The sequence below is a fragment of the Bradyrhizobium sp. SZCCHNR1043 genome (genome assembly GCF_032489675.1).
In the GTDB taxonomy this organism is placed as follows: Bacteria; Pseudomonadota; Alphaproteobacteria; order Rhizobiales; family Xanthobacteraceae; genus Bradyrhizobium.
Window position 1 is genome coordinate 28225 of record NZ_JAUEYN010000023.1, and the last position, 26932, is coordinate 55156.

The following is a 26932-nucleotide window of genomic DNA, read 5'->3' on the forward strand; positions in this document are numbered from 1 at the left end:
GACCCGCGCATCCATCTCCTCGATGAAAAGTTCGCATTGACGACGATGGTTCCCATGCCCCACCGCCTGTTCCTGTCCTCCGGCGATCTGATCGCCGACCGCCGCTACGAGTTCGCCCGCGACCTGCAATTGAAGGGCGACCTGGTCGCGGCCGCCGAGGTGATGGAGCAGGCCATCGAGGTCGCCCCCAGCTTCGCCTCGGCCTGGTTCGAACTCGGCAAGATCAGGATCGCGCTCGGTGAAACCGACAAGGCAATCTCTGCCTTCCGGAACGCCTGCGTCGCCGATCCGGATGACCGCCACGGTGCCGCTGTGCGTCTGATGCAGCTCGGCGCCGCGCCGCTCTCGGACATGCCGAAGGCCTATGTGCAGTCGCTGTTCGACCAGTACGCGCCGCGTTTCGAGACCGAGCTGATCGAGCGGCTGCACTACCGTGCGCCCGCGATCCTGTTCAAGGCGGTGATCGCGGTGCGCGCGGCCGAGCGCAAGCTGGCCTATTTCAAGCGCGCGATCGATCTCGGCTGCGGCACCGGGCTGGGTGCGGCGGCGTTCGCCAGCAACGTCGATAGCTTCATCGGCATCGACCTGTCGGCCGGCATGATCGCGGAGGCGCGCGCCACCGGGCTCTATGCCGGGCTCGAGGTCGACGACATGACCGCAGGGCTGCAGCGCCAGGACGTTGCGTCTGCTGATCTCATTCTCGCAGCCGATGCGATGGTCTATGTCGGCGACCTCGGCCCGGTGTTGCGCGAGGCGCAACGTGTGCTGACGCCGGACGGGCTGCTGACCTTTACCGTTGAGACCCATGACGGCGACGGTGTGATCATGGGGAAGGGGCTGCGTTATGCCCATGGAGCGGAATATGTCCGTGGCGTGATCGCGGCCGCGGGATTGAAGCTGGCCCATCTCGAGCCGGCGTCGCCACGCACCGAGGAGCAGCTGCCGGTGCGCGGGCTGGCCGTGGTCGCCGTCAGGACTTGAGTCTACACGCTATTGAATGCGCTGCACGCAGCGTCCAATGCGGCAACTTCGCTCTTGCCGCAGCTCTCCCGATGCCAAAAAATGTCGGTAGTCTAGGGAGAGACAAAAAATGAAAAAACATCTGACGCGGCGCGATTTCTGCGCCACCGCGCTTGCGACCATCGGCGCTTCGACCATCGCCTCGCCTTACGTCTGGGCTGCCGAGAAGAAATATGATGCCGGCGCCAGCGACACCGAGATCAAGATCGGTCAGACCATTCCGCATTCCGGTCCCGGTTCGCTGTACGGCGTGCTCGGCCGGGTGGGTGAAGCCTATTTCCAGATGCTCAACGAGCAGGGCGGCATCAACGGGCGCAAGGTCAAGTTCTTGACCATGGACGATGCCTATAGCGCACCGAAATGCGTCGAGGCGACGCGGCGGCTGGTCGAGCAGGACGAAGTGCTGGCGCTGTACGGCTCGCTCGGCACCGCGCCGCAGACCGCCGTGCACAAATACCTCAATTCCAAGGGCGTGCCGCAGCTGCTGCTCAACACCGGCGCCTCGAAGTGGAATGATCCGAAGAACTACAAATGGACCATGGCGGGGCTGCCGCTCTATCCGACCGAGGCGCGCATTCTCGCCAAGCACGTGCTGAGCGTGAAGCCGGAAGCCAAGATCGGCATCCTCTATCAGAACGACGATTTCGGCCGCGACTTCCTGGGACCGTTCAAGAAGGTGCTGGCCGACGCCGGCGGCAAGGCGCAGGTGATCATGGAGCAGACCTATGATCTCACCGAGCCGACGGTGGACTCGCAGCTGATCAATTTGTCGAAGTCCGGCGCCGACGTGTTCTACAACATCAGCACGGGAAAGGCCTCGTCGCAGTCGATCCGCAAGGTGGCCGAGCTCGGCTGGAAGCCGCTGCAGCTGCTGTCGGCGGGCTCGACCGGCCGTTCGATCCTGTCCGCCGCCGGCCTCGAGAATGCCAAGGGCATCGTCGCGATCCGCTATTCCAAGGACGCCGGCGTGCCGCAGTGGAAGGACGATCCGGACGTGAAGGGCTTCGAGGCGCTGCGCGCCAAGTACCTGTCCAGCATCGATCCCGACAACACCATCGCCTATGCCGGCTACGGCCAGGCGGTGTCGATGGGCGAGATCCTGCGCCGCTGCGGCGATACGCTGACGCGCGAGAACGTGCTGAAGCACGCCACGACACTCGCCGGCTTCCACTCGCCGTTCTTCCTCGACGGCGTCAACTATGCCTACACGCCGGACGACTACACGCCGATGAAGACGCTCTACATCTCGATCTTCGACGGCAAGGACTGGAGCATCTCCGAGAAGCCGATGACGGAGTAGGGGGCAGCGGTCTCGTTCGTCATTGCGAGCGAAGCGACGCAATCCAGAGTTCCTCCGCGGACGCAGTCTAGATCGCTTCGTCGCTTCGCTCCTCGCAATGACGATGTGGCGAGGGATGCAGCCTCAAACTCCGCTGTCGTCCCTGCCTAGTGCGCAATTGCGCACGCGGCGCAGGGATCCATAACCACCGGCTTTGTTGGGACGATGACGGGCAGTATGCGTCTCACCGATGCCGCGGTATGGGTCCCTGCGTTCGCGGGGACGACGGCGGAGCGTGGCGAGGCGCTGGCGCTTCAGGATAGGCTGGCACGGCAGCCGTGAAGGCTAAGGCGCCTATCCGCCCCTCGACGAACCGCGGGCGACTGCCTACCTTCCCCCGGTGCCGCCCCGCGTCTCACCAGTCCCGCCTGACGACAGCGCCGCCTTGCCCGACCATTTCACCGAATGGTTCGCGGCGCGCGGCTGGGCGCCGCGCGCGCATCAGCTGGCGCTGCTGGAGAAGGCTCGCGCGCAACGCTCGGCGCTGCTGATCGCCCCGACCGGCGCCGGCAAGACGCTCGCCGGGTTCCTGCCGACCCTGGTGGAGCTCGGCTCCGCCGTCGCGCCGAAGTATCGTTCTGTTCTTGCCAAGCCATCCGCTCTCTCCACTCCCTCCCCCCTTGTGGGGGAGGGGCGGGGAGGGGGAGGGGGGCCTCCGGCGGCGGTGTCGATGGTGGCACCCGGCACCGAGCCGAATGTACTGGTCGAACTCGCGAACACGGAAAAGAGCAAGCAGACGGCGAACCGCATCCCGCGACCCGCCGGCCTGCACACGCTCTATATCTCCCCGCTGAAGGCGCTCGCGGTCGACATCGCGCGCAATCTCGAGGCGCCGATCTCCGAGATGGGCCTGCCGATCAAGGTCGAGACCCGCACCGGCGACACGCCGGTGTCCCGCCGGCAGCGGCAGCGCCGCTATCCGCCGGACATCCTGCTGACCACACCGGAGCAGATGGCGCTGCTGCTGTCGTCCGACGATGCGCCGTTCCTGTTTTCCTCGCTGAAGCGCGTGGTGCTCGACGAGCTGCATGCGCTGGTCACCTCCAAGCGCGGCGATCTCTTGTCGCTCGCGCTGGCGCGGCTGTGGCGGCTTGCGCCGGACATGCGCATGATCGGCCTGTCGGCGACCGTCGCCGAGCCCGAGCAGCTCGCGCGCTTCCTGGTGCCGCAGCCGAGCGGCGGCATTGCTGCTGCGGATGTCGTGGTCGCCGGCGGCGCCGCGCAGCCGGTGGTCGAGATGCTCGACACGCAGGAGCGGCTGCCGTGGGCCGGCCACAGCGCGCGCCATGCGCTGGCCGAGATGTACGAGCTGATCAAGCGAAACAAGACCACGCTCGTGTTCGTCAACACCCGCAGCCAGGCCGAGATGCTGTTCCAGGAGTTCTGGCGCATCAACGACGACAATCTCGCCATCGCCCTGCATCACGGCTCGCTCGACGTCGCGCAGCGCCGCAAGGTCGAGGATGCGATGTCGGCAGGCAGGCTGCGCGGCGTCGTCTGCACCTCCTCGCTCGATCTCGGCGTCGACTGGGGCGACGTCGATCTCGTCATCAATGTGGGCGCGCCCAAGGGCTGTTCGCGGCTGATGCAGCGCATCGGCCGTGCCAATCACCGGCTCGACGAGGCTTCGCGGGCGGTGCTGGTGCCGGCCAACCGCTTCGAGGTGCTGGAATGCTCGGTCGCGATCGACGCCATCGCCGACAATGCGCAGGACACGCCGCCCTTGCGCACCGGCGCGCTCGACGTGCTGGCGCAACACGTGCTCGGCTGCGCCTGCGCCGAGCCGTTTCTCAGCGACGAGCTCTATGTGGAGGTCATCACTGCGGCCCCCTATGCGTCGCTGTCGCGCGCTGATTTCGACGATGTCGTCGACTTCGTCGCCACCGGCGGCTACGCGCTGAAGACCTATGAGCGCTTCGCGCGCATCAAGCAGGATGCAAAAGGACGCTGGCGCGTCGCCAATCCCAAGGTGCGGCAGAGCTATCGCCTGAACGTCGGCACCATCGTGGAAGAAGCGATGCTGAAGGTGCGGCTGGTGCGCTCGCGCGGCGGCGGCGCCGGTTCGACCGGCGCGATCGCGCGCGGCGGCAGGCTGCTGGGTGAGATCGAGGAGGCGTTCATCGAAGGGCTCACGCTCGGCGACACGTTCGTGTTCAGTGGCGAGATCGTGCGCTATGAGGCGCTGGCCGAGGACCAGGTGTATGTGTCGCGCGCCAACGATGCCGATCCCAAGGTGCCGTCCTACATGGGCGGCAAGTTTCCGTTGTCGACCTATCTCGCCGATCGCGTCCGCGGCTTGCTGGATGATCGCCGCGCATGGTCGGCCTTGCCGGAGCAGGTGCGCGACTGGCTGTTGCTGCAGAAGGACGTGTCGCGCGTGCCGGCGCGCCGCGAGCTCCTGGTCGAGACCTTCCCGCGCTCCGACAAGCATTATCTCGTCTGCTATCCGTTCGAGGGCCGGCTCGCGCATCAGACGCTGGGCATGCTGTTGACGCGAAGGCTGGAGCGGGCGCGCGTCCGGCCGCTCGGCTTCGTCGCCAATGAATATGCGCTCGCGGTGTGGGGGCTGGGCGACATGTCGTTGATGGTCAGCCAAGGCCGGCTCGATCTCGCCGCCTTGTTCGATCCGGACATGCTGGGCGACGACCTCGAAGCGTGGCTGGCCGAATCGGCGCTGATGAAACGCACGTTCCGGTCCTGTGCGATCATCTCCGGCCTGATCGCGCGGCGTTCGACGACCGAAGAGAAGACCCGCCGCCAGGTGCTGTTCTCGACCGATCTGGTTTACGACGTGCTGCGCCGGCATCAGCCCGATCACATGCTGTTGCGCGCCGCGCGCGCCGATGCCGCCACCGGCCTGCTCGATCTGAAGCGGCTCGGTGATATGCTCCAGCGCATCGAGGGACGAATCACGCATCGGGAACTCGATCGCGTCTCGCCGCTGGCGGTGCCGGTGATGCTGGAAATCGGCCGCGAATCCGTCTATGGCGAGGCCGCTGACGAGCTCCTGGCGGAAGCTGCCGAGGAACTCGTGAAGGAAGCGATGGGGTAGATCGAGAAGCGAGGCGGCTTTGCGGGGGACTGTCTGCGCATCGGGAATGATGGACGTCGCCGGCATCGCGCTGCGCGTCGATCTCTCCGGCGCGCTGGTGTGGGACGAGCAGCGCCTGCTCGTCGTTTCCGACCTGCATCTGGAAAAAGGCTCGAGCTACGCGTCACGCGGCACGCTGCTGCCGCCGTTCGACACCGCCGCGACCTTGCACCGGCTGGCCGCCGTGGTCGCGAACTACAATCCGCGCGCCGTGATCGCGCTCGGTGACAGCTTTCACGATCGCGACGCGCATACGCGCCTGACCGGTGACGATCGCGCCTGCATCGCCAACCTCCAGGTCGGCCGCGACTGGATCTGGATCACGGGCAATCACGATCCGGCCCCGTGCGGCATCGGCGGCGAGGTGGTCAACGAGATCACGGTCGGCGCGATCAGCTTCCGTCACGAGCCGACCGGCGCGCGTGGAGAGATCGCCGGCCATCTGCACCCCAAAGCGCGGGTGGCGACGCGGGCGCGCACTTTGGAGCGGCGCTGCTTCGTCTGCGACGGCGAGCGCGCCGTGATGCCGGCGTTCGGCGCCTATGCCGGCGGCCTGAGCGTGCGCGACGCGGCCTTCGCCAAGCTGTTTCCGAAGCGCGCCTTCATCGCGCACGTGCTGGGAGATAGGCGCCTGCACAGCATCGCCGCGGCGCGGTGCTATTAGTCGGATGATGGAAATTCATTAGTTGGATCAGTGATCAGAGGTCGAACGGATCATTCGAAGCTGGACTGATCATGCCCGCTGCGCGCACCGCTGCGCCCTCTCCCCCGCTCGCGGGGGAGAGTTGGAGAGGGGGCGCCAAGCGCACCGCCGTCGGAGCGGCCCCCTCCCTAGCCCTCCCCCGCAAGCGGGGGAGGGAATGCACTTTGCTCGTGGCGCCATGGTCGCAGGAGTCGCGGACGTCTCGCTGCTATGCCGCCTTCGCCTGCACCTTCTCGCAGAACTCGGCCAGCCGGTCGGCCAGGCGCAACGTCGCCGGGCTCGCGTCGGGCGAGGCGACCAGTGCAACCTCCGTGCGCTCGATCGGCGCAAAGCCCTCGCGCGCCGTCAGCACGCGGTGCTCCGACTGCACCGATATCTCGGAGAGGATGCTCAGCCCCATCCCGGCCGCGACCGCGGCCTGAATGCCGGCGAGGCTCGACGATGTGTAGGCCATGTGCCAGGCGCGCCCTCTGCTCTCCAGCGCATGGATCGCCCGGGTCCGATAGAGGCAGCCGAGCGGGAAGCCGATCAGCGGGAGCGAGCGGGCGTCGAGGTCGACGGGATGGGCCTTGCTGGTCACCCAATAGACCTGCTCCGGCCATGCCGCGATCGCTGCCCTGGTGTCGTCGACGCCGCGCTTGAGCAGCGCCAGATCGAGATCGCCGCGCTCGATGTCGCGCTTCAGGTTGAGGCTCTGGTCGGCGCGCACGTCGAGCCGCAGATCGGGGTGGGCGCGCGAGAACGCGGCGAGCAGCTTGGCGAGCCGGTAGGCCGCGAAATCCTCGGGGATGCCGAGCTTCACCGCGCCGTCGGGTCCGGGCCGCGCCACGACATCGCGGGCCTCCTCGGCGAGTGCCAGCAGGCGGCGGGCATAGGACAGCAGCCGCTCGCCGGCCTCGGTCGGCGTGACCTCGCGGCCGTCACGGTTGAGCAGCGTCTGGCCCAGATCCTCCTCGAGCCGCCGGATCTGCTGGCTGATCGTTGATTGCGTGCGGTGGACGCGCTCGCCGGCGCGGGTGAAGCCGCCGGCCTCGACCACCGAGACGAAGCTGCGCAACAGGTCCAGATCGAGCACGCGGGACCTCCATTCGGAAAACCACTGAGTATCAGTCTATCATTTAATTTCCAAATGGGAAAGAACAGCCCTACACCGGCGACGAAGGAGAGCTCCGATGTCGTCCGTTTCCTCGGTTGCCGTGACCCCGATGAAGTCGAACCTGCTGCCGCTCGAAATCGGCCTGTTCTGCTTGCTGTGGAGCTTCGCCTTCGTCGCCGGCAAGGTCGGCGTGACCTATTGTCCGCCGCTGCTGCTGCTCGCGGCGCGGTTCTCGCTCGCCGGCGTCCTCATTGTCGTGGTGTCGGCGGTCCGGGGCGAGCTGCGCATGAGCTGGCGCGATGCGGCCGTGTTCGCGATCATCGGCATCGCCAACAACGCGCTCTATCTCGGCCTCGGCTACACCGGGCTGCAGACGGTGTCGGCGGGGCTCGGCGGCCTGATCGTCTCGGCCAATCCCGTGTTCACGGCGGTGTTCGCGGCGCTGCTGCTGGGCGAGCCGCTGACCCTGCGCAAGATCTCAGGCCTCGCGCTCGGCACCATCGGCGTCGCCATGATCGTCTGGCACCGCATGTCCGTCGGGACCGACCAGCTCGAAGGTATTCTCTATACGCTGGCGGCGCTGGCCTCGATCGTGACCGGCACCATCCTGTTCAAGCAGCTCGCCCCGAAGGGCAGCCTGTGGATCGGCAACGGCATCCAGAACCTCTCGGCCGGGCTGGTGCTGTGGCCGGTCGCGCTCGGCGTGTCGAACATGGGCGCGATCGTGCCGAATGCGCAGCTGATCGGCGCGTTCGCCTTCCTCGTGCTCGGCGGCTCGATCCTGGCCTATGTGCTCTGGTTCCATCTCTTGAAAGTCTGCGGCGCGACCGCCGCCAGCGCCTATCATTTCGTGATGCCGCCGCTGGCGATGATCTTCGCCTTCCTGGTGCTCGGCGAGCACGTGGCGCTGCAGGACCTGCTCGGCGTCGTTCCCGTCGCGCTCGGGATCTATCTGGTCACGCGGGCGCCGGCCCGTACCGTTGGAGCATCATCATGAGCGTTGCGATCACCCTGATCGGCGGCCCGACCGCCCTGATCGAAATCGATGGCTTCCGCCTGCTGACCGATCCCACATTCGATGCTCCCGGCCGCTATGAATTGCCGCATGTCGTGCTGGAGAAGCTCACTGGACCGGCGATGACCGCGGAGGCGATCGGCGAGGTCGATGCCGTGCTGCTGAGCCATGACCAGCATTCCGACAATCTCGACCACGGCGGCCGCGCCTTCCTGACACGTGCACCGCGCGTGCTCACGACGGAAGTCGGCGCAAGCAGGCTCGGTGCGCCGGCGGAAGGGCTGGCGCCGTGGCAGACGACGCAGCTCGGCAAGGGCGGCAGGACATTGACGGTCTCGGCGACGCCGGCGCGCCATGGTCCCGCCGGCATCGAGCCGCTGGCGGGCGATGTGATCGGCTTCGTCCTCATCCCGCAGCAGGGCGCGACCGTCTATGTCAGTGGCGACACGGTGTTCTATGACGGCGTGGCGGAGGTGGCGCGGCGTTTCAAGCCTGGCGTCGTGATGCCCTTTGCCGGAGCGGCGCAGACACGCGGGCCGTTCCACCTCACCATGGACACCAACGACACGATCGAGACCGCGCGCGTGTTTGCCGAGGCCGCCATCGTTCCGGTTCACACGGACGGCTGGGCCCATTTCCGCCAGGACGCGCAGGATCTGCGCAAGACCTTCGATGCGCTCGGGTTCGGTGCGCGGCTGAAGCTTCTGGAGCCCGGTGTGAGGACGGTGATCGCCTCGTCGCCCAGCTCCTCGCAATGAGGCGGAAAAGATCAATCCCGACGGAACACGATCGAGGCCATCCATCCCGTCATCAGTGCCATCGCGGCGGTGACGAGACCATAGACGAAGCCGTTCTGCCGCGCTGAGTTCGCGACGAACTGCTCGAAGCCGACCTTGACGATCTCGAACGCGGTCTCGGTCTTGGTGACCAGCGCGCCGTCGGCGAGCAGCTTGATCTCGACCTCATAGGTGCCGATCGGCACCGCAGCGGGCAGAGGGATGCCGGTACGGAACAGGGTCGGCGTCAGGAGGGTCACCGCGGACGTGTCCTCGCGATACAGGCCGTGCTGCGACTGCAGTCGCACGAAAGCGCTACGGAACGCGTCGTTCGGGACCACGTCGGCATAGTCGGGACCGACGCGCTGGGTCAGCAGCACGTTGTTGAGTCCGAGCTGCTGCCGGCGCAGCACCTCGGGCGCGGCCATCGTGTCGAACGGGCGGTTGGCGAACAGCGCCAGATAGCCGGGCACTTTGAGGAACTGGCGCGAGTCGGTGTTGATCCAGATGCCGAACTTCCGCTCCTTGCGCCGCGTCACCATGTCGGCGCGCGGGCCCCGGACGGTGACGACGAGGTCATAGGCGGTGCGACCCGGCGGGGTCTGGACGTCCTTCTCGACCGAGCCGAACAGCACCAGCTCCTCCCCGGAATAGTTCGGCGTCACCGTCACGCGATGGTTGGAGACCGAGACGATCAGCCGCTCGGCGCGCGCCGATGCGGCGCCGGCAAGCAGCAGCATGAAGGTGAGGCTGGCGAGGCGGAGCGGCGTCATCTGCTGATCTCGGTCTCGCGGATCGTGAACAGGTCGTCGGGCTTGATCACGAGCTCGATCGCGAACCGGATGCCGACGGCGAGGATCAGCAGGCCGAGCAGCAACCGCAGCTGCTCGCCGCGGATCATCTGGCCGGCGCGGGCCCCGAACTGCGCGCCGGTGACGCCGCCGACCATCAGGATCAGCGCCAGCACGGCGTCGACCAGATGATTGCTCATCGCGTGCAGCATGGTCGCGATCATCATGGTCGCGAGCGTCAGGACCATCGAGGTGCCGATGACGGTCGAGGTCGGCACGCGCAGCAGGTAGATCAGCAGGGGCACCAGAATGAAGCCGCCGCCGATGCCCATCACGGCGCCGAGGAAGCCGATGATGAGGCCGATGGCGACCACCGGAATGACCGAAACGTAGATCTTCGAGCGCTTGAAGCGCATCTTCAGCGGCAGGCCGTGGATCCAGACATGGCTGCCCGGACGCCGCACGGTCGCGACCGCGCCCTGGCGCGCGCGCATCATCGCGCGCAGGCCTTCCCAGAACATGGTGCCGCCGACGCTCGTCAGCAGGGCGACATAGGACAGCGCGATCATCAGATCGAGCTGGCCGAGCGAACGCAACAGGGTGAAGGTGGCGACGCCGAGCCCGGTGCCGAGCGCGCCGCCGATCATCAACACCGAGGCCAGCGAGGGATCGATCGCGCGCCGCCGCCAATAGGACAGCGCGCCGGAGAACGAGGAGGCGGCGATATGGCTGGAGACCGAGGCGACCGCGACCGCGGGCGTGATGCCGACGAAGATCAGGAGCGGCGTCATCAGGAACCCGCCGCCGATGCCGAACATGCCGGAGACGAAGCCGACGGCCGCGCCCATCGCCAGCAACAGGAAGATGTTGACCGGGATGTCGGCGATCGGAAGATAAATCTGCATCGGCGCGGCCTCTGCGAACCTTCGAGCGAGCATCCCGCGCATGCAAAGCAGGACGCCGGGCTCCTGCATAACCGAAAATGGGAGCGAAGGGATCAGTCATTCCCGCCCAAAGTGACATCCACCGGCGCCGAGCGTGGGGGTCTGGGCGCTCCGTCAAAGGGCCTTGAGCGGCGCGGTCACCAGCCTCATGGCCTCGGCATCGCTCGGATCGAGCCAGCGGATCTCGCGGGTCTGCGACATCGCCTCGATGACCTGCGACGATACGCCCATGCGTGTCATATAGCCGAGGATGGCGCCGGTCACGCGCTGGGTGTCGGCGACCGCGTCGGCGCCACGGGCCTCCGACGTGAAGCGGTGCACGCCGAGCGCCGAGCCATCGAGGCCATAGCGGGTCTGCCCGCCGGCAAAGGCGAACACGCAGGCGCTGGCGCAGAAGCCCGGACGGATGCGGCCGGAATTGTCGGCCACGCCGACGGCGGTGGCGAGTCCGTGAGCGCGGATGATCTCGCCCATCAGCACTCCCTGGTCGAGGTTGCCGCCGGGCGAGGACAGCAGGATCAGGTCGCCCGGCTTGAGATGGGCCTCGCTGATCCGCTCGCGCAGCCAGCCGGCCGCCGCGGGTCCGATGGGGCCGCTGACGGCGAGCACGGTGCGCCTGTCGCCCAGCCCGGCAAGCGCGGGGTCGGCGACCAGCGCCGCCGACAGACTCGGCGAGATGTACTGATCCTTCCAGAACGACCAGGCGTCGGGTCGCGACAGGTCGCGGTAGGCGCGAATGCCCCCGCCGAGTAGGATTGCAACGAAGAAAATGACGGAAGCCAGCCGACGCCATCGGAACGCCGCAGGATAGCCGTCGGTCACTTGCTGGATTGGTTGGCGAGGAGGCGGAGCGGGGGCGACGTTCGCCGTGGTCCGCGGCGGCACGCGGGGGCCCGTCGGCGACTGCAGGAAGCGCGCGCCGTCGTGTTGTTCGTTCCCCGCTGACACGCGTCGATGCTCCCTCGCGGCGCTCGTGATGATCCGCCGCGACAACCTATATCGATCGACCGCGCGACACTATGGCGGCGCGATTGCAAGCCAGGAGGATTTTGCAGGCCGCGCGCGAGCGCTCGTCAGCCTGCCCAGAGAAATGCCCTCGTCAGCGCAGCGCCGTCGCAGCCGCGCGCTTCGCCAGCGCCGCCTTGGCCGCGGCTGCCTTGGCGATCGCCTGCGTGCCATCCCAGCCGCCGGCGGGTGCCGGCACATTCACGGCGTCGTCGGGCTGCGGTTCGACCGTGAAGGTCTGGATCGCGAGCTTGGCCGCGGCGAGCGACTGGACATCGAGCCGCTTGGCGACATCGTCGCGCTTGCGCCCGGCATCGACGTCACCCTGCGCTGCGGCCAGGGTGAACCATTTGTAGGACTCGGCGAGGTTCTGTTCGACGCCGATGCCACGGGCATAGAGAATGCCGAGGTTGAACTGGCTGTCGGCGACGCCGCGCTCGGCGGCCTTGCGGAACCATTGCGAGGCGCTCTTGTAGTTCGCGCCCTTGCCGCCGCCGTCGGCATCCAGCACGGCGAGATTGTGCATCGCCTTGGCGCTGCCGCGCTCGGCGGCGACGACGTAGTAGCGGCGGGCGATGTCGGCGTCCTTCTTCACGCCGAGACCCTTCTCGTAGAAGGTGCCGAGACGGAAGACCGCCGGGATCAGCCCCGCCTGTGCCGCGCGGTCATACCACTTCGCGGCTTCCTCATAGTTCGCCGCGACACCCTTGCCCTCGGCAAAGCGCACGCCGACCTCGTAGGCGGCGGTCGGATCACCCTTCAGAGCGGCGTTGCGCAGCGCCAGTCCGCCGATGGCATCGGGCAGCTTCTCGGAGGCGGGCACCTGCACCAGACCGAGCTTCTGGCCGTTGGCGGCGGTTGGGATCGTGCCGGTGACATCAGTGGGGACGGCAGCGGGTACCGTGGCCGGCTTTTCGACGTCCTGCGGGATCGCGAGCATCGCGATCGTCTCCGCTTCGCTCGGCATGGCCCGGTTGTAGGACTGACGGTCGATCGGCGTCGGCGACGTCAACGACGGCACGCTCTGGTCGGGCGTCGTCGGCCGCGGCGACAGGCCCGGCGAGGCCGACGGCATCTGCGCCCGGGGCGCCTCGCCCTGGGTTTCCATCGGCGAGATCGGCGGCGGCGTGCTGCCGCTGTCGAGCAGCGACATCGCAAATTTGAAGGTGCCGAGCACGATCACCACGACGCTGGCACCGACCAGCAGCGAACGGATCTTCGACCCGATGGTCGAGACCTCCTCGTCACCCTCAGCGGTGAGAGCGAACGTCGGCTTGTCCTTGGGTTTGGCCTTGGGCTTGGCGACGTCGCTGGCGACTTCCTTGACGACGTCCTTGGGCGGCTCCTTGGCCTTCTCCTTCGGCTTGTCCTTCTTCGCCTTCTTGGCGTCAACGGGCTGTGCAGCCGCCGCGGCCTGCGCCGCGCGGCGCGCAGCCGCGATGAAGCTCGACGTCGACACCGGCTCCCGCTTGCCGGCGGGAAGCTCGCTCAGCGCATCCTCGGACGCGGCGATCCGCTCGGCGGGCGATGCGGTCCGGCCAGGCGGACGGGTGCCCGGTTCAAGCGGATGATCCGGTGGCAGCTCGGGGACGATGATGGTCGCGCGGGGCGCCTGTGCCGCGTGCGGCTCCAGGATGTCGGCGATTGCCTTCGGCGGAATCGGCGGCGGCATGGCAGCCGCCGGCGCCTGAGCGGCGTGGAAGTCGCGCGAGGCGGCCGCGAACGCCTGTTGACCCGCGGCCGGAGCGACAATCTGTCCCGCTGGCTGCTCGGCCGCCGGATTGGGCAGCTCCGGCCGGTAGGCAGGCTCTGGCCTGGCCGGCTCGGCATGGGCCTGGGGCGCCGGCGCGCGTGCAGCCGGCATCGGCGACTCGATTGGCGGTGCCAGCGGCGGCAGCGCGGCCGGCGGGCCCGCGGTGGCGCGCACATTGCGCAGGTCGCCTTCGATCATGGCGAGGCGGTCGACGACGTGCCCCAGCGTGTTGTGGACGGCCTCGAGCGAGTCCTGGGTGTTGCGGTCGGTCTCGGTCTGGCTGAAGCGGATGTCGGACAGCTCGCGCTTGACCATGTCGATCAGGCCGCCGTCCTGCGACGTTTCGCGCTGCGAGCGGCTCTCCGCCAGCGCTGCGAATGTCGCCTGCTGCCGTTCGAGATAGCGCAGGATGTCCTGCAGGCCGTCCTCGACGCGGGTCATGTTGCCGCCGCGCGGGTCGTTGGCGGCCTCGAGCCGCTCCAGCAGATAGCTGATCCGCTGTTCGAGATGGGTGATCGCCGATGAGCCGTCGTTGCCGACCTGCAGGCGGTCGATGCGGTCGGACAGGCCGCGCAGCGCGTCCTCGATCTGGGCGGTGTTGTCGCGCGCTGCCGGCGGCGGCTCGCGGCTCTCCAGCGTCGAGGTCAGCGCGGCGATGCGCTGTTCGAGCGCCGCAAAGGAATCATGGAACGACTCGTGATTGTCGCGCGCCTGCGTGACTTGGTCGACCTTCGACGACAGCTGCCGAAGATCGTCCGACAGCCGTTCCAGGGCGTCGTTGGAGGCGACATTGGCGACGATCGCACGCAGCGCCGCGATGGCGCTTTCGAGCTGCTGCACGGTGCCGGGGTCGTCATTGGCGCGCAGGATCAGGTCGAGCTTGGCGCCGAGATTGCGGATCGCCTCGTCATAGACGGCGAGCTGCTCGGCAGGCTTCAGCGAGCCGACGACCTCGCGGATGTCGGTCAGCGCGCGCTCGATCCCGGCCAGTGCCTGGCCGTCGACGCCGGTGTTGCGGTTCTCGTCGATGCGGCGCGACAGCGAGCGAATCTCGTTCTCGATCGACTCGATCGCCCGGCGCGGCATCGCCTCGGTGATGGCGTGACGAATCTCGGAGAGCTCGTTGCGGAAGCCGGCGATCGACTGCTCGATGCCGTCGTCGGGGCGATGCAGCGCCTCGATCTGGCTCGTGATCTTGAGCAGATGGCGTTCGAGCAGCGAGAAATCGGGAGTGGGGGCTGCCGGTTGCGGCGGCGTCAGCGGCGCGCTGATCGGGGTCATCAACGGCGCTGCTGCGGATGCCATGGCAGGCGCGGTCGGCGGCGCCTGGTGCGGCGGCAGCGGGCGCGCATTGTCGAGCTCGCTCTGGCGGGCGCTGATTTCCGCGACGGCCACGTCGAACGAACCCGCGCTGAGCGGCTGGGCGGGCCGGTAGAGCTGTGCGGCGGCGCGCTCGACGCCGTCAGGACCACGATAGCGGTCTTCGGTGTCCGGCTTGCGCAGCGGCGTCGAGATCTGTGACAGGCGGGCGTCGAGCCGCGAGATCGCATCGTTCAGCTGACGCGCGACGCCCTGCTCGTCGCGTGGCGCATCCTTGCGCGCGACGGGGCGCGACATCTGCTCGATCTGCCGTGCGATGGAGTCGAGCCGCTGGTGGATGTCGGTCACCTCGCGGGCATCGCGGCTGACGGTCGGCGTGCTGCGCGGCGCGTGGCTGCCACGGAAGTCGGGCGGGGTAGATGCGCCGAGCGTGGAGTTGATCCAGTCGTTCAGCGTCATGCCGGCGCGTTGCGCCGCGGCCTCGGCCCTTTCACGGACGGACGGGTCGATGCCTTCATTACTCCACGGTACGCGCGAATTCATGTCTCGTCCGGTTCCGCTTCCAGCGCTCCACCAAGCGCCTCCAGCCTCTCCACGCGTCCCGGACATGAACATGAACGGGTCCGCGCAGATCGTCTGCTCCAGGTCCCGACTTTTGACTTTTACGGTAAATAACGCGTTAAGTTTACCGCCGGCGCGGTCAGAAGTTTTGCCCTATCGAACGGCGGGTATCAGCCGGCATTTTCACGCGATGATGGATCGAGCGATCGTGCGCTGCTGGCGCCGGATATCGTCGAGAGCGCGGTGATCGCTTCCTCGCACCATTCGGCCACCATGCGTTCGTGGCGCAGGCCGAGACGCAGGTTGAGGAGCTTGCCCATATCGGCCGGGGCCACGTTGCCGTCCGCATAATGCTTCTTGAGGATGCGATCGTAGCGCTCGGCGCGGTCGCGATGATGCTCGAGCCGCGCCATCAGGTCGGCCCGGATCGGCCCGATGTCGGCGGCGCCCAGTGCATAGAGCCGGACGAGAAGATCGTCCTTCGTCGAGGCCGGCGTGCTCGGCCGCGCCGCCCAGCTGCGAAACGCCGCGCGGCCCTCCGCGGTCAATGTGTAGACCAGCTTGTTGGGCTTGCCGGTCTGCACCACCTCGCGACCCTGGATGTAGCCGCGGTCGCGCAGCCGCGACAGCTCGCGGTAGATCTGCTGGTGGTCCGTCTTCCAGAAGAAGCCGATCGAGGAATCGAACGTCTTGGCGAGCTCGTAGCCCGTCATCGGATGTTCGGTGAGGCAGGCGAGGATGGCGTCGCCGAGGGCCATGGCCGGAAACTGCTCCCGTTTTTCTGATCGTGTTCTGCCCCGCTCCACGCTTGACATTATGCACATTGGCGCATATGCGTCAATGTGCATATGGGGTGGTTGTGGTGCTGGCCTGTTCCGCCCTGAGGAGACGCCCAATGACAATGACCGGCCTCGATGGATGGTACGGCTATATGAGGTCTCACGATCTCGGCGCTTTGCGGGAGCTGCTGCATCCCGACGCCGTGTTCGAAAGTCCCGTCGTGCACACGCCGCAACGCGGCCGCGACATCACCTTCAAATATCTCGCGAGTGCTGAGAAAGTCTTAGGCGGTCCCGGATTCAAGTATGTCGGGGAGTGGCGTAACGCCACGGGCGCCGTGCTCGAATTCGAGAACGAGATCGAAGGCATCAAGCTCAATGGCGTCGACATCATCACTTTCGATGACGCCGGTCGGATTACTCACTTCAAGGTGATGGTGCGCCCGCTCAAGGCGATCAATTTGCTGCACCGCCTTATGGGCGAACAGCTGGCCGCGATGAGCAAGCCGTCGTGATGTGACCGACAGCCGCAAACGAATGGCTGCCGCAAGCTCTTAGAAGTCGCTACAGTCCGCGGCCAGCATTGCCTGCCGCGTCCTCACAATTTCAGTCTGAAACTTCAGCCTTCCTGCCGGAGACGCCGATGCCGATCTACAAAGCCCCCGTGGAAGATGTCACCTTCCTGCTCAACGACGTGTTCCAGATCGACCGCTACGACAATCTGCCGGGCTTCTCCGATGCCTCGGCCGATGTCCGCGAGGCGATCCTCGGCGAGGCCGCCAAGCTCGCCGAAGAGGTGCTGCACCCCCTGAATCGCGTGGGCGATCTCGAAGGCTGCAAGCGCCATGACGACGGCAGCGTGACCACGCCGAAGGGCTTCAAGGAGGCCTACAAGCAGATCGTCGAGGGCGGCTGGCTCGGCCTGTCGGCGCCGACCGAATATGGCGGGCAGGGCCTGCCGGTGACCTTGAGCCAGACCGTCAACGAATTCCAGTGCTCTGCCAACATGGCGTTCTCGATGTATGGCGGCCTCACCATGGGCGCCACCGCCGCGCTGATCGTGCATGGCAACGAGGAGCAGAAGAAGACCTACGTGCCGAAGATGGTGGCCGGCGAGTGGACCGGCACCATGAACCTCACCGAGCCGCATTGCGGCACCGATCTCGGTCTCTTGCGCACCAAGGCGGTGCGTCAGCCCGACGGCAGCTTCAAGATTTCCGGCACCAAGATCTTCATCTCGGCCGGCGAGCATGACCTCGCGGACAACATCATCCACCTCGTGCTTGCCCGCATCGAAGGTGCACCGGCCGGCATCAAGGGCGTGTCGCTGTTCGTGGTGCCGAAATTCATGGTCAATCCGGACGGCACGGTGGGCGCGCGCAACGGCGTCACCTGCGGCTCGATCGAGCACAAGATGGGCATCCATGGGAACTCGACCTGTGTGATGAACTACGACAACGCCACCGGCTGGCTGATCGGCGAAGAGAACAAGGGCATGCAGGGCATGTTCGTGATGATGAACGAGGCCCGGCTCGGCGTCGCCGTGCAGGGGCTCGCGCAGTCCGAGGTCGCCTATCAGAACGCGGTCGCCTATGCGCGCGAGCGCATCCAGGGCCGCTCGCTGACTGGGCCCAAGGCGCCCGACAAGGCGGCCGATCCGATCATCGTGCATCCCGACGTGCGCCGCACCCTGCTGTCGATCCGCGCCTTCAACGAGGCCGCGCGCGCCATGGTCGTCTGGACCTCGCTGAAGAGCGACGTCGCGCACCGCTCGCAGGACCCGAAGGACCGCCAGGCCGCCGACGACCACATGGGCCTGATGACCCCGGTCATGAAGGGCTACATGACCGACATGGGCTTCGCCAACGCGGTGCAGGCGCAGCAGATGTATGGCGGCCACGGCTACATCGCCGAGCACGGCATGGAGCAGTTCGTGCGCGATGCCCGCATCGCGATGATCTACGAGGGCGCCAACGGCATCCAGGCGCTCGACCTCGTCGGCCGCAAGCTGCCGCGCGACGGCGGCCGCGCCGTGATGGCGTTCTTCGCCGAGGTCGGCTCCTTCGCCAAGGAGCAGGGCGGCAATGATGCGATGAAGCCGTTCGTCGCTCCGTTGTCGACCGCGCTCGGCCATCTGCAGCAGGCCACGACCTGGCTGATGCAGAACGCGATGACCAAGCCGGACAATGCCGGCGCCGCCGCGACGGACTACATGCATCTCTTCGCGCTGGTCACCTTCGGCTACATGTGGGCGAAGATGGCCAAGGTCGCGCAGGACAAGATTGCGGCCGGCGACAGCTCGACCTATCTGACCACGAAGCTGGTCACGGGCCGCTTCTTCATGGAGCGCGTGCTGCCCGAGACGGCGGCCCATCTCGCGCGCCTGCAGACCGGCTGCGCGACCGTGATGGAGCTGCCGGCGGAAGCCTTCTGATGCTGCGGCGGTAGCCGGTGCGCCGCTCGCGCGCCGGCTACCGTCGAACACCAACGACAACGAATCCGATCAGATGAGGAGGGCGTGATGCCTGAGGCCTTTATCTACGACCACGTGCGTACCCCCCGCGGCCGCGGCAAATCCGATGGCAGCCTGCATGAGGTGACCGCGCTCGCGCTCGCCACGGTGCCTTTGAAGGCGCTCAAGGACCGCAACAACATTCCCGAGGACGCGGTCGATGACGTCGTGCTCGGCGTGGTCGATCCGGTCGGCGAGGCCGGCTCGGACATCGCGCGTTTCGCCGCGCTGAATGCGGGTCTCGGCGACGCCGTCCCGGGCATTCAGATCAGCCGCTTCTGCGCCTCCGGCCTCGACGCCGTGAATTTCGCCGCCGCGCAGATCATGAGCGGCCAGCATGAGCTGGTCATCGGCGGCGGCGCGGAGTCGATGAGCCGCGTCGGCATCGGCGCCTCCGGCGGCGCCTGGCCGATGGACCCGTCGATGGCGGTGCCGGCCTACTTCATGCCGCAGGGTGTCTCCGCCGATCTGATCGCGACGAAGTACGGCTTCTCGCGCGACGACGTCGACGCCTACGCGGTGCAGAGCCAGCAGCGCGCGGCGAAGTCCTGGGAGGAAGGCCGCTTCGACAAGTCTGTCGTTCCGGTCAAGGACATCAACGGCCTGACCATCCTCGCCAAGGACGAGCACATGCGACCGTCGACGACGATGCAGTCGCTGGCGCAGCTGCAGCCGTCATTCGCGGCCATGGCGCAGATGGGCGGCTTCGATGCGGTGGCGATCCAGTCGCATCCGGAGATCGAGCGCGTCAACTACGTGCATCACGCCGGCAACTCCTCGGGCATCGTCGACGGCGCCGGCGCGGTGCTGCTCGGCACCAAGGAGGCCGGGGCGAAGTATGGCATGAAGCCGCGCGCGAAAATCCGCGCCTTCGCCAATATTGGATCCGAGCCGGCGATGATGCTGACCGGCCCGGTCGACGTCACCGAGAAGCTGTTCGAGCGCTCCGGCATGAAGACCTCGGACATCGACCTGTTCGAGCTCAACGAGGCGTTCGCCTCGGTCGTGCTGCGCTACATGCAGGCGTTCGAGATCGACAAGGACAGGATCAACGTCAATGGCGGCGCGATCGCGCTCGGCCATCCGCTCGGCGCCACCGGCGCGATGATCCTGGGCACCGTGCTCGACGAGCTCGAGCGCACCGGTAAGGCCACCGCGCTGGTCACGCTGTGCATCGGCGGCGGCATGGGCACCGCGACCATCATCGAGCGGGTGTGACGAACCCCTAACGTAGGGTGGGCAAAGCGAAGCGTGCCCACCATCGTCTTCATCGACACCGTCGGTGGGCACGGCGCAAGGGCGCCTTTGCCCACCCTACGATCGCAGGATTTTTTGCCGCGCCGACCGGCTGCAGGCACGAGGGAGCACCACATGGCCTTCAAGAACTTCAAGCTCGAAACCGATGCCGACGGCATTGCGCTGATCACCTGGGACATCCCGGGACGTTCGATGAACGTGCTGGACGAGACCTCGGCGATCGAACTCGAGACCATCGTCAAGGAGACCACTGCTGACGCCGCCATCAAGGGCGTCGTCATCACCTCGGCCAAGGAGGCGTTCTGCGCCGGCGCCGACCTGTCCATGCTCGAGGGCATGAACCGCTCCTATGCCGAGGTGCTGAAGGGCAAGGGCGAGGAAGCCGCCAACCAGATGCTGTTCGACAACAGCCGGCGCTTCTCGCAGATCTACCGGGCTATGGAAACGTCGGGCAAACCGTGGGTCGCCGCGATCAACGGCCTCGCGCTCGGCGGCGGCTTCGAGCTGACCTTGGCCTGCCATCACCGCGTCGCGGCCGAGAACCCGAAGACCCGTCTCGGCCTGCCCGAGATCAAGGTCGGCCTGTTCCCCGGCGCCGGCGGCACCCAGCGCGTGCCGCGCATCGTGCAGCCGCAGGACGCGATGAACCTGCTGTTGAAGGGCGAGGCGCTGACGCTCGACAAGGCCAAGGCCTTGAAGCTGGTCGACGCCATCGTTCCGGCGGCTGACCTCATCAAGGCCGCCAAGGACTGGATCAAGGGCGGCGGCAAGGCCGTTCAGCCGTGGGACGAGAAGGGCTTCAAGCTGCCGGGCGGCCCGGTGTTCTCGAAGAACGGCATGATGATGTTCCCGGCCGGCAACGCCATCTACCGCCGCGAGACCTACGACAACTATCCGGCCGCGCGCGCGATCATGAGCTGCGTCTATGAGGGCCTGCAGTTGCCGATCGACGCCGCGCTGCGCGTCGAGTCGCGCTACTTCGCCCACATCCTGCGCTCCAAGGAAGCCGCAGCGATGATCCGCAGCCTGTTCCTGTCGATGCAGGAGTTGAACAAGGGCGCGCGTCGTCCGGCCGACGTGCCGCCAAGCAAGCTGAAGAAGATCGCCGTGATCGGCGCCGGCTTCATGGGCGCATCCGTCGGCTACGTCTCGGCGCGCGGTGGCCTCGAGGTCGTGCTGATCGACCGCGACCAGGAGAGCGCCGACAAGGGCAAGGCGCATGCCCAGAGCGTGGTCGATGGTCTGGTCAAGAAGGGCCGCGCCAAGCCGGGCGAGGCGGAGGCGATCATGGGCCGCATCACCGCGACCGCCGACTACGCCGCGCTGAAGGATTGCGACCTGGTCATCGAGGCCGTGTTCGAGGACCGCAAGGTCAAGGCCGAGACCTACGCCAAGGCGCAGCAGCATCTGAAGGACGGCGCGATCTTCGCCTCCAACACCTCGACCTTGCCGATCACCTCGCTGGCCGAGGAGTTCAAGGACCAGGGCCGCTTCATCGGCATCCACTTCTTCTCGCCGGTCGAGAAGATGATGCTGGTCGAGATCATCATGGGCAAGGCCACCGGCGACGTCGCGCTGGCGACCGCGCTCGACTATGTCCGCACCATCGGCAAGACGCCCATCGTGGTCAACGACTCCCGCGGCTTCTTCGCCAACCGCTGCGTGATGCGCTACATCGCCGAGGGCAACGAGATGTTCCTCGAAGGCGTGCCGCCGGCGATGATCGAGAACGCGGCCAAGATGGCCGGCATGCCGGTTGGCCCGCTGTCGCTGTCGGACGAGGTCGCGCTCGATCTCGGCCTCAAGATCATGAAGGCGACCGAGCACGATCTCGGGCCCAACGCGATCAACCAGGACCACAAGAAGCTGATGGTCGAGCTGGTCGAGAAGCAGGGTCGCTTCGGCCGCAAGAACGCCAAGGGCTTTTACGACTATCCCGAGAAGGGCAAGGGTCAGAAGAGCCTGTGGCCGGATCTCGCCAAGCTCCAGCCCAAGCATCTCGATCCCGACACGCTCGACGTCGAGGAGCTGAAGCAGCGCTTCCTGGTGGTGCAGGCGGTGGAGGCTGCGCGCACCGTCGAGGACCACGTCATCACCGACGTGCGCGAGGCCGATGTCGGCTCGATCCTCGGTTTCGGCTTCGCGCCGTTCACCGGCGGCACGCTGTCCTACATCGACTTCATGGGCACGAAGAAGTTCGTCGAGCTGTGCCACAAGTTCACAGAGAAGTACGGCTCGCGCTTCGCCCCGCCGAAGCTGCTGGAAGAGATGGCCGCCAAGGGCGAAACCTTCTACGGCCGCTTTCCGCCGAAGAAGGCGGCGGCTTGACGATTGCGGGCTGCCTGATGAGTCTCGATAGCACCGCATCGACGGTGCGCTCCCCTCCCCCTTGCGGGGAGGGGTCGGGGGTGGGGGTCTCAGGAAAAGGTCTCACAGTCCTGGAGACATCCCTCGCTGCGCCGGCCTTTTTATCACGAGCGTAGTCTGCAGAGGGGATAGCGTCCGTCCTGCGTTCTCGCGGTCGCGATGGAGCACGCAGGTCGGTGGACTCAGCGGGAGTCATCGTGTGGACCCCCACCCCCGACCCCTCCCCGCAAGGGGGAGGGGAGCTCACCGGCTTCGTGGCGTCGCAATCGCTTCGTAAGAAGCAAACCCTCACCCCGCCTTCATCAGCCCTTCCTTCGTCAGCGCCTCCTGCACCTTCGGCCGCGCGGCGACGCGGTTCTTGTAGGCCACCAGATTCGGCATCGCCGACAGGTCGAACTTCATCCGGTCCGCCCAGGTCAGGATGGTGAACAGATAGCCGTCGGCGACCGTGAACTGCTGGCCCATCAGATAGTCGTGGCCGGCAAGCTGGCCGTCGATATATTTGAACTTGCCCATCACGCGGTCCTTGAAGAACGCCTTGGCGTCGTCGGCGAGCACCGGCGAGAACATCGGGCTGAAATTCTTGTGCAGCTCCGAGGTGATGAAGTTCAGCCACTCCAAGAGCTTGTAGCGCTCGCCGCTGTCGCGCGCCGGGGCGAGGTTCTTGGTCGCCGCCCGGTCGGCGATCATCTGGACGATGACCGGGCCTTCGGTCACGATCTCGCCGCTCGGCAACCCGAGCGCCGGCACCTGGCCCTTCGGATTGACCTTGAGGTAATCGTCGCCATTTTCCAGGGTCTTGGCGCGCAGATCGACCTTGACGAGATCGTAGGGCAGGCCGGCCTCGAGCAGGGCGATGTGGGGCGAGAGCGAGCAGGCGCCGGGTGAATAATAAAGCTTCATTGGGTATTCCCTCCGTGAGACCATCGTCGTGGTTGGAACCGATCGCGGCGTCACACCCGCCCTTACATGCACTTGCATGGAATAGTCAAGATTGATGCAGGTGCATCGAATGCGCTAGAACGAGGACCTGAAGGATACGAGCCGGCCCATGAAACGCAAACCATCGACCGAGGCGACCGCCGCCTGGATCCGCCTGATGCGGGTCCAGAGCCGGGTGCTGGACTGCGTCGAGCAGGAGCTGAAGAAGGCCGGTTTTCCGCCGCTCGCCTGGTATGATGCGCTGCTGGAGCTGTCCCGGGCCCCCGCGGGCGAGCTGCGCCCGGTCGAGCTCGAGCGGCAGATGCTGATCCCGCAATATTCCACTTCCCGGCTGATCGACCGGCTGGTCGAAGAAGGTCTGGTCGTCCGGCGCGAATGCAAGATGGACAAGCGCGGCCAGTTCGTCGAGATCACCGAGGCCGGACGCGAACTGCAGAAGCGGATGTGGTCGGCCTATTCCGCCGCGATCGAGAAGCATGTCGGCTCCAAGCTGTCGGATACCGACGCCGCCAAGCTTTGCATGCTGCTGGATCGGCTTGGCTGCTCCTGTGGTCAGGCCGCTCCGTTGGCGGCTGGAGAGGGCGCGGCGACCCGATGAAGCATCCGTTCCCATTCACATCCGCGGCCCCCTGGGGTCCGCGGCCCTTCCTGTCACCACGCGCGACCCTCGAAGCGCTTCTGAACCGAGACTCCCATGGCGCGTGACCAGATCGATATGACCCCGCTGCAGTCGCGCGACGAACTGGTGGCGTGGCTCGCGGCCGGCGTGAAGCCGCCGTCCGCCTTCCGCATCGGGACCGAGCACGAGAAGACGCCGTTCACGCTCGACGGTCACCGCCCGGTCCCTTACGAGGGTGCGCGCGGCATCGGCGCGCTGCTCGAAGGCATGAAGCTCCTGCTCGGCTGGGAGCCGATCATGGAGCGCGGCAACATCATCGGGCTCTATGATGTCACCGGTGGCGGCGCCATCTCGCTGGAGCCGGGCGGCCAGTTCGAGCTGTCGGGCGCGCCGGTCGAGACCGTGCACCAGACGCATGCGGAACTGATGGCGCATCTGGCGCAGGTACGCGAGATCGCAACTCCGCTCGGCATCGGCTTTCTCGGCTTGGGCATGACGCCGTCCTGGTCGCGCGCCGAAATTCCGGTGATGCCCAAGGGCCGCTACAAGATCATGACCAGCTACATGCCGAAGGTCGGCCGTTACGGCCTCGACATGATGTACCGGACCTGCACCGTGCAGACCAATCTCGACTTCTCCTCCGAAGCCGACATGGTCAAGAAGCTCAGGGTCTCGGTGGCGCTGCAGCCGATCGCGACCGCGCTGTTCGCCAATTCGCCATTCACCGAAGGCAAGCCGAACGGCTTCCTGTCGTTCCGCTCCGAGATCTGGCGCGACACTGACAATCAGCGCTCGGGCATGATCCCGTGGGCGTTCGAGGATGGCATGGGCTTCGAGCGCTGGGTCGACTACGCGCTCGATGTTCCCATGTATTTCGTGAAACGCGAGGAGGCCTATATCGACGTCTCCGGCACCTCGTTCCGCGACTTCTTCGAAGGCAAGAACCCGGCGATGCCGGGCGAGCGTCCGACGCTGTCGGATTGGGCCAATCACCTCTCGACGATCTTCCCGGAGGTGCGCCTGAAGCGCTATCTGGAAATGCGCGGTGCCGACGGTGTGCCGTGGGGCCGGCTGCCGGCGCTGCCGGCGTTCTGGGTCGGCCTGCTCTACGATGACGTCAGCCTCGACGCGGCCTGGGACCTGGTCAAGACCTGGACCGCGTTCGAGCGCCAGAACCTGCGCGACGACGTGCCGCGCCTCGGCTTCAAGGCGCGTATCCGCAATCGCTACGTGTTCGAGATCGCCAAGGAATGCCTGACCCTGGCGCATCTCGGCCTGCGCCGGCGCGGTCGCATCGACCATCTCGGCCGCGACGAGAGCCGTTATCTCGAGCCGCTCGATCAGATCATCGATTGCGGCCGCTCGCCTGCCGAGGAGATGCTGGAGAAGTTCGACGGCCCGTGGGGCGGCTCGGTCGAGCCGGCCTACGACGAATATGCGTTCTGATCGGAACGGCTGAGCCTGCGACCGTCGCAGGTTCGCTGCGCCGCCTGCTCCACGTTGAGGCGGCTGGCGGCTTGGGTCCGCTGTTTTTTGTTGCGATTTGTGTCCCAGGTTCGATTCAGCGCCTGGGCGCCGCTGCGTTGCCTTCCGCTGCTCCCACCGGTCCGAGCCGTTCATCCGCCATACAGGTTCGTGGCGATCAAATGACTGCCTAAAAACTCGCAAGAAAACTCGAACATTAACAATGGGTCGGATGGTTCAGCGGCGGCGCGTGGGGCGCTTCATCGGGGCATGGCTGAGGGCACTGGCGTGCCTGTTCGCGGCTGCGTGCCTGACGCCGGCTTCAGCCCAGACCTATTCCGATCGTCCCGGCGGCGACTACATGAGCGCGCCGATCACCTCCGGCGACCCGGCCGATTGCGCGCTGCTGTGCGAGCACGACCGGCGGTGCCGCGCCTGGAGCTTCAACTATCCGACCGTGATGGAAGCGGGTGCGGTGTGCTGGCTCAAGAACAGCGTGCCGGCGCGCGTGCCGGACAATTGCTGCGTTTCCGGCGTGCGTGGCGCGGGCGTCGTCGAGATCCGCAACGATGCGGTCGAGACGTCGATCGACCGTCCCGGCGGCGACTACCGCAGCTTCGACATCAAGACCACCGATCTGAAGGGCGGCGACAAGGCCGAGAAGGCCGCCGACAAGGGCGACAAGAGCAGCGGTGACAAGGCGGCGGACAAGAAGGAAGAGAAGGCCGCCGACGCCGAGGAGATCTGCAAGGCCGCCTGCACCGGCGACAACAAATGCCGGGCCTGGACCTTCTCGCGGCCCGGCTATGCCGGCAAGGAGGCGCATTGCTTCCTGAAGAAGGAGATCAAGCCGCCGCGGCGCCGCGCGGGGTTCACGTCAGGCGTGGTGCGATAGCGCGGGGCGACGAGGGCCGCTATTTTGCGGGCCGGCTATGGGACGGCAAACGAAGATGCCTGCGTCCCTGTCGTTTCACGTGTTGGTCCAACAATGTTAGTCTTCCGCGACGATCACGGTGATCTCAGGCCACAGTGCCTTCCAACGTTCCGCCTTGGCGATGTAGTTCGTCGCCGAGAAATTGGCCGTGTGGTTCGGCCGCACGATCATCTGCGCGATGTCACCGAGGCCCTTGGGCGCATAGAGCTCATATCCATCGGCGACGGGGCGGAGCCCGACCTGCGTGTTGACGGTGAGAAACCGGTCGATTCCATCGGTTGATCGCGACACGGCGGAGTAGGGACGACCGTGCTTGGCGGGATACCAGAGATGGACGCGGGCCTGGTTGCGCACCTCCACCTTGGCTTCGATGTCATGGAGGCAGGATGTGATGCGCCGGATGACGGCGTCCTCAGCATCCCACGACGTATCCGGATCGAAATAGAAGATGTCGTAGTCGTTGATGCCGTGATCGATCGGACGGCCGGTCCGCACGTTCCAGACGCTCTGAGTCAGGCAGCCGGCGACGACCCAGGCATCGGGCACGGCCGTTTCACGCAGCACGCGCATGATCGCGGTGTTGACGGGGTTGCGCAGCGCGGCTGCGATGAAATCGTCTTTGGTCATGATGGTCGAAGGCATCA

21 protein-coding genes are annotated in these 26932 nt (G+C 66.6%); 13 read left to right on the forward strand and 8 right to left on the reverse strand.

Features of this window, described 5'->3' with window-relative positions; genetic code table 11:
* Positions 1 to 54 precede the first annotated feature (54 nt).
* The 4 genes from QX039_RS31395 to pdeM all read left to right on the forward strand — a co-directional run bounded on the left by QX039_RS31395 (position 55) and on the right by pdeM (position 6114).
* Entirely contained in the window at positions 55 to 981 is a 927-nt protein-coding gene (locus tag QX039_RS31395; RefSeq protein ID WP_315735823.1) for a methyltransferase domain-containing protein, read from the forward strand.
* A 109-nt stretch (positions 982 to 1090) separates the two neighbouring features.
* Complete coding sequence (locus QX039_RS31400) at positions 1091 to 2320, forward strand: ABC transporter substrate-binding protein (RefSeq protein WP_315735825.1); 1230 nt, start codon at positions 1091 to 1093, stop codon at positions 2318 to 2320.
* 379 nt (positions 2321 to 2699) lie between these two features.
* Positions 2700 to 5411, forward strand: a complete 2712-nt coding sequence (locus QX039_RS31405) for a ligase-associated DNA damage response DEXH box helicase (RefSeq protein ID WP_315773988.1) — start codon at positions 2700 to 2702, stop codon at positions 5409 to 5411.
* Between the two features lie 49 nt (positions 5412 to 5460).
* The gene (pdeM, locus tag QX039_RS31410) at positions 5461 to 6114 is read left to right on the forward strand and encodes a ligase-associated DNA damage response endonuclease PdeM (RefSeq protein WP_315737003.1); all 654 of its coding nucleotides are present in this window, start codon (positions 5461 to 5463) and stop codon (positions 6112 to 6114) included.
* Between the two features lie 247 nt (positions 6115 to 6361).
* Here pdeM and QX039_RS31415 read toward each other — a convergent pair whose 3' ends face one another.
* Positions 6362 to 7228, reverse strand: coding sequence for a LysR family transcriptional regulator (locus QX039_RS31415; protein ID WP_315735829.1), 867 nt, complete (start codon positions 7226 to 7228; stop codon positions 6362 to 6364).
* A gap of 97 nt (positions 7229 to 7325) precedes the next feature.
* Between QX039_RS31415 and QX039_RS31420 the strand changes: the two genes are divergently transcribed.
* Positions 7326 to 8246 carry a DMT family transporter gene (locus tag QX039_RS31420; protein WP_315735831.1) on the forward strand — a complete coding sequence of 307 codons (921 nt, stop codon included), beginning with the start codon at positions 7326 to 7328 and terminating at the stop codon, positions 8244 to 8246.
* Positions 8243 to 9022: an MBL fold metallo-hydrolase gene (locus QX039_RS31425; RefSeq protein ID WP_315773986.1), complete on the forward strand. Its 780-nt coding sequence runs from the start codon at positions 8243 to 8245 to the stop codon at positions 9020 to 9022. Before QX039_RS31420 ends, QX039_RS31425 begins: the two co-directional genes overlap by 4 nt.
* Positions 9023 to 9033: 11 nt before the next feature.
* Here QX039_RS31425 and QX039_RS31430 read toward each other — a convergent pair whose 3' ends face one another.
* From QX039_RS31430 to QX039_RS31450, 5 genes are all read right to left on the reverse strand, one after another.
* Entirely contained in the window at positions 9034 to 9813 is a 780-nt protein-coding gene (locus QX039_RS31430; protein ID WP_315735834.1) for a TIGR02186 family protein, read from the reverse strand.
* Positions 9810 to 10736 carry a sulfite exporter TauE/SafE family protein gene (locus QX039_RS31435; protein WP_315773984.1) on the reverse strand — a complete coding sequence of 309 codons (927 nt, stop codon included), beginning with the start codon at positions 10734 to 10736 and terminating at the stop codon, positions 9810 to 9812. The genes QX039_RS31430 and QX039_RS31435 overlap by 4 nt, the downstream gene beginning before the upstream one ends.
* A 153-nt stretch (positions 10737 to 10889) precedes the next feature.
* Positions 10890 to 11723 (reverse strand): hypothetical protein, encoded by an 834-nt coding sequence (locus tag QX039_RS31440; protein WP_315773982.1) that lies wholly within the window; start codon positions 11721 to 11723, stop codon positions 10890 to 10892.
* 151 nt (positions 11724 to 11874) lie between these two features.
* Positions 11875 to 15396: a hypothetical protein gene (locus QX039_RS31445; RefSeq protein WP_315773980.1), complete on the reverse strand. Its 3522-nt coding sequence runs from the start codon at positions 15394 to 15396 to the stop codon at positions 11875 to 11877.
* A gap of 188 nt (positions 15397 to 15584) precedes the next feature.
* Positions 15585 to 16172 (reverse strand): PadR family transcriptional regulator, encoded by a 588-nt coding sequence (locus QX039_RS31450; RefSeq protein ID WP_315757610.1) that lies wholly within the window; start codon positions 16170 to 16172, stop codon positions 15585 to 15587.
* A gap of 137 nt (positions 16173 to 16309) precedes the next feature.
* Here QX039_RS31450 and QX039_RS31455 point away from each other — a divergent pair, with 137 nt between their 5' ends.
* The 4 genes from QX039_RS31455 to QX039_RS31470 all read left to right on the forward strand — a co-directional run bounded on the left by QX039_RS31455 (position 16310) and on the right by QX039_RS31470 (position 22290).
* Positions 16310 to 16708 (forward strand): nuclear transport factor 2 family protein, encoded by a 399-nt coding sequence (locus tag QX039_RS31455; RefSeq protein WP_315735843.1) that lies wholly within the window; start codon positions 16310 to 16312, stop codon positions 16706 to 16708.
* Positions 16709 to 16836: 128 nt separating this feature from the next.
* Positions 16837 to 18627: an acyl-CoA dehydrogenase C-terminal domain-containing protein gene (locus QX039_RS31460; protein WP_315735845.1), complete on the forward strand. Its 1791-nt coding sequence runs from the start codon at positions 16837 to 16839 to the stop codon at positions 18625 to 18627.
* An 87-nt stretch (positions 18628 to 18714) separates the two neighbouring features.
* On the forward strand, positions 18715 to 19923 hold the full coding sequence (locus QX039_RS31465; RefSeq protein WP_315735847.1) for an acetyl-CoA C-acetyltransferase: 1209 nt from the start codon (positions 18715 to 18717) through the stop codon (positions 19921 to 19923).
* 153 nt (positions 19924 to 20076) lie between these two features.
* Entirely contained in the window at positions 20077 to 22290 is a 2214-nt protein-coding gene (locus QX039_RS31470) for a 3-hydroxyacyl-CoA dehydrogenase NAD-binding domain-containing protein (RefSeq protein ID WP_315735850.1), read from the forward strand.
* A gap of 327 nt (positions 22291 to 22617) precedes the next feature.
* Here the strand turns inward: QX039_RS31470 and gstA are convergent, their stop codons facing one another.
* Entirely contained in the window at positions 22618 to 23232 is a 615-nt protein-coding gene (gene gstA / locus QX039_RS31475) for a glutathione transferase GstA (protein ID WP_315735852.1), read from the reverse strand.
* Positions 23233 to 23380: 148 nt separating this feature from the next.
* Here gstA and QX039_RS31480 point away from each other — a divergent pair, with 148 nt between their 5' ends.
* From QX039_RS31480 to QX039_RS31490, 3 genes are all read left to right on the forward strand, one after another.
* Complete coding sequence (locus tag QX039_RS31480; protein ID WP_315735855.1) at positions 23381 to 23869, forward strand: helix-turn-helix domain-containing protein; 489 nt, start codon at positions 23381 to 23383, stop codon at positions 23867 to 23869.
* A gap of 96 nt (positions 23870 to 23965) precedes the next feature.
* Entirely contained in the window at positions 23966 to 25336 is a 1371-nt protein-coding gene (locus QX039_RS31485) for a glutamate--cysteine ligase (RefSeq protein WP_315735857.1), read from the forward strand.
* A 250-nt stretch (positions 25337 to 25586) separates the two neighbouring features.
* On the forward strand, positions 25587 to 26249 hold the full coding sequence (locus tag QX039_RS31490; protein ID WP_315737005.1) for a PAN domain-containing protein: 663 nt from the start codon (positions 25587 to 25589) through the stop codon (positions 26247 to 26249).
* 96 nt (positions 26250 to 26345) lie between these two features.
* On the opposite strand, the gene QX039_RS31495 is transcribed toward QX039_RS31490, so the two are convergent.
* A complete protein-coding gene (locus tag QX039_RS31495) occupies positions 26346 to 26915 on the reverse strand; it encodes a nucleotidyltransferase family protein (protein WP_315735859.1) in 570 nt (189 codons plus the stop codon).
* Between the last annotated feature and the right edge of the window lie 17 nt (positions 26916 to 26932).